The sequence below is a fragment of the Phenylobacterium sp. genome (assembly GCF_044372605.1).
Lineage (GTDB): Bacteria > Pseudomonadota > Alphaproteobacteria > Caulobacterales > Caulobacteraceae > Phenylobacterium.
The window spans coordinates 1-3,284 of record NZ_JBILRO010000311.1 but is presented as its reverse complement, the minus strand read 5'-3'; the positions used below and the strand labels follow the sequence as shown (position 1 = coordinate 3,284).

At 64.2% G+C, this 3,284-nt stretch carries 4 protein-coding genes; 1 reads left to right on the top strand and 3 read right to left on the bottom strand.

The genetic code is table 11. From position 1 onward, the window contains the following. A partial coding sequence (locus ACIQ42_RS17410) for a DUF6481 family protein (protein ID WP_397423492.1) occupies positions 1-355 on the bottom strand: 355 nt, incomplete at its 3' end. Between the two features lie 70 nt (positions 356-425). Then, entirely contained in the window at positions 426-845 is a 420-nt protein-coding gene (ndk, locus tag ACIQ42_RS17405; protein ID WP_397423491.1) for a nucleoside-diphosphate kinase, read from the bottom strand. A gap of 156 nt (positions 846-1,001) precedes the next feature. Here ndk and ACIQ42_RS17400 point away from each other — a divergent pair, with 156 nt between their 5' ends. Beyond that, positions 1,002-2,876 carry an ABC-F family ATP-binding cassette domain-containing protein gene (locus ACIQ42_RS17400; protein ID WP_397423490.1) on the top strand — a complete coding sequence of 625 codons (1,875 nt, stop codon included), beginning with the start codon at positions 1,002-1,004 and terminating at the stop codon, positions 2,874-2,876. Here ACIQ42_RS17400 and ACIQ42_RS17395 read toward each other — a convergent pair. Further along, complete coding sequence (locus ACIQ42_RS17395; protein WP_397423489.1) at positions 2,865-3,107, bottom strand: hypothetical protein; 243 nt, start codon at positions 3,105-3,107, stop codon at positions 2,865-2,867. The genes ACIQ42_RS17400 and ACIQ42_RS17395 overlap by 12 nt on opposite strands. Positions 3,108-3,284 lie beyond the last annotated feature (177 nt).

Below are 3,284 nucleotides of genomic sequence, written 5' to 3'. Positions count from 1 at the left end.
CGGGCCGGCGCATCTGGGACTTCATCTCGCGCTTCTGACGGGCGTCTGCCTTGGCCTGCGCCTTGCGGGCCTTGCGCTCTTCGCGGCGAAGCTGGTTCATCAGCTCCTCGTCATTCTCGATGGCCGCGCGGGCCTCAGCTTCAGCCTGTTCCTTGGCGAGGCGCGCGGCTTCCTTCTCGGCTGCCCGTTTGGCCCGGACTTCCTCGAGTTCGCGAGCTTTGCGAGCCTCGCGGGTCTCGAGCACTTCGGCGACGACGGTGGGCTTGGGTTTGAACTTCTCGAGCAGGGCCTTGCGGGCCTCGGCCTGTGCGGCCAGTCGTTCGGAGAATCCCGGAAGGACTTTGTTTTCGCGCATCTATCTCTTGTTCGGTTGGGGTGTTCCGGCGCCGGAGTAAACATCCGGCCGCCGGGATGGTTGAGTCAGATCAGCCGACGATATCGGCCTCGGTGAAGAACTGTACCATTTCAAGTTTTGCGTTTTCGAGACTGTCCGAGCCATGCACGGAGTTCTCGCCGACGCTCTCCGCATAGAGCTTGCGGATCGTGCCCTCGGCCGCCTGGGCGGGGTTGGTGGCGCCCATAACTTCCCGATAGCGGGCCACGGCGTTCTCGCCTTCGAGAACCTGCACCACCACCGGTGCGGACATCATGAATTCCACCAATTCGCCGAAGAACGGGCGCTCCTTGTGGACCTCATAGAACTTTTCGGCCTGGGCCTTGGACATCCGGATGCGGCGCTGAGCGACAATACGCAGTCCGGCGTCCTCGATCACCGTGTTGACCTTGCCGGTCAGGTTGCGCCGCGTGGCGTCCGGCTTGATGATCGAGAAGGTGCGTTCGGTCATGGGCTCCGAGGGGGCTCTGGATTGGGGGAGGACGCGGAAAGGCTTCCGCGCGGTGGCGGCGTCTATATCGCCAAGATCGGCTCGGAGGCAAGACACCGCATGCTCATGACGTGGAGCGAAACGTCTGCTAGTAGCCGCCGCCGAACGGAAACCCCCATGCTCCAGATCAACGACCTTGTCCTCGACGCCTGGGGGCGCCGCTTCTTCGACCAGGCATCCGTCACCCTGCCCCGCGACGCCAAGGTTGGTCTCGTTGGCCGCAACGGCGTGGGCAAGTCCACTCTGTTCAAGGTGATCTTGGGTCAGTTGACCGCAGGGTCCGGCGAGATCGGGATGCCCAAGGCTGCCCGGATCGGATCGGTAGACCAGGAGCATCCGGCCACCCCGGTCACCCTGCTGGATACGGTCCTCGAGGCCGACGTCGAACGCGCCGACCTGCTGGCCCGCCTTGAGAGCGCGCCACCTGAAGACCTGGGCGACATCTACGACCGTCTGATCGACATTGACGCCGACAGGGCCCCGTCACGCGCTTCCGAAATCCTGGCGGGTCTGGGGTTCTCCCAGGCCGACCTCGCCCGGCCCATGTCTGAATTCTCCGGCGGCTGGCGCATGCGGGTGGCGCTGGCGGCCAGCCTGTTCGCGGCACCGGACCTGCTGCTGCTGGACGAGCCGACCAACTACCTCGATCTGGAAGGCGCGCTTTGGCTTGAAGCGCGTCTGAAGAAGTATCCGCACACCGCGATCGTCATCAGCCACGACCGCGAACTGCTCAACAACTCGGTCGACCACATCCTGCACCTAAAGGATGGCAAGCTCGACCTCTATCCCGGCGGGTACGACAACTTCGAGCATCAACTCTCCGAGAAGATGCGCCTGCAGGAAGCTTCCCGGGTCAAGATCGAGGCGCGCCGCGAGCATCTGCAATCCTTCGTGGACCGATTCCGCGCCAAGGCCTCCAAGGCCACCCAGGCGCAATCGCGACTGAAGATGATCGCCAAACTGCCACCGGTTTCAGCTGTGATCGAGGAGCGCGTCGCGCCCTTCGTACTGCCGTCGCCGGAACGCCCCCTGCCCCCGCCGCTACTGCGCCTGGAGGGCGCCACAGTCGGTTATGGCGGCCCGCCGATCCTGCGTCGGCTCGACCTGCGTCTCGACATCGATGACCGGATCGGCCTTCTGGGCGTCAACGGCGCCGGCAAATCGACCTTCGCAAAACTGGTCGCAGGCGCATTGACCGTTCAGTCTGGAAAACTGCACCGCAGTTCGCGGTTGCGAGTGGGGTGGTTTCACCAGCACCAGATCGAGGCCATGGACCCGACCGACACGCCGCTGGAGATCATCCGGAGGGCGCTACCGGAGGAAAGTGAAGCCAAGCGCCGGTCCCGGCTGGCGCAGTTCGGTCTGACCTACGACAAGGTGGAAACCACGGTCGCCAATCTGTCGGGCGGTGAGCGTGCGCGGCTGCTCCTGAACCTGGTGGCCATGGAAGCTCCGCACCTCCTGATCCTGGACGAGCCGACCAACCATCTGGATATCGACAGTCGCCGCGCGTTGCTGGACGCCCTGAATGACTATGAGGGCGCGGTGATCCTTATCACTCACGACCGGTCGCTCATGGAACTTGTGGCCGACCGTCTGTGGCTGGCCGCCGACGGGGGGATCGAACCCTTCGACGGCGACATGGCCGACTATGCGGCCTTCGTCCTGGATCGCGCCAGACAGGCAGGCCGCAGTCCGACCCAGGTCAAGGCAGAACCGGAGCCGGTCGCACCGGCTCCGGCGCCGGCCAAGGCAAAGGTTCCCACCGGATCCGCGCGTCGCCGTGCCGAAACCGCTGAAGCGGCTCTGGCAAAAGCCAACGAGCTCCTTGAAATGATCGACCGCAGCCTGACCGATCCCGGAACCTTCGCCAGCGATCCGTCAAAGGCCGCCGAACTGGGCCGCCGCAGGGATGTGGCGCAAGCCGCCCTTGAGGCTGCCGAACATGAGTGGATCGCCGCTCAGGAAGCCTACGAAAACCTAAGGGGCTGATCCACTCCAGGTTATGCGTTTGGGGCTGATCGGGTCAGAGCCCGGAAAGGTCTCTTCAAGCGCCTCATCCAGCAGGGCCTCCTGGCGGTCCTCGACCTCCGCTTCCCGCTTGGCTAGGTGGTCGTGCACCTCGCCCTCTGGCGTCGGAACGATCGGACGGGTCGGCGCCGAGACGGCCTCAGCCACAGCCTCGGCCGTCGATAGCCTTGGTTCGGAGGGCTTGTGGCCCATGGCGGGATCCTCTCATCTGATGAGACTGGAGAACCCGCCGACGTGGATTGGGTTGCCAGGAGCGTCGCGATCAGGACTGCGGATCCCGGTCCGATGCATCGCCGTTAAGGTGGACAATCAAGGTAGCAAACAGAAAATTTCCACCCTAAGGTGCGTGCAACCAACGCATCTGTTTAT

Excerpts from the sequence above, each read along its gene's own strand:
- ACIQ42_RS17395 (WP_397423489.1), bottom strand. The coding sequence starts at position 3,107 with ATGGGCCACAAGCCCTCCGAACCAAGGCTATCGACGGCCGAGGCTGTG.
- ACIQ42_RS17400 (WP_397423490.1), top strand. The coding sequence starts at position 1,002 with ATGCTCCAGATCAACGACCTTGTCCTCGACGCCTGGGGGCGCCGCTTC.
- ndk (WP_397423491.1), bottom strand. The coding sequence starts at position 845 with ATGACCGAACGCACCTTCTCGATCATCAAGCCGGACGCCACGCGGCGC.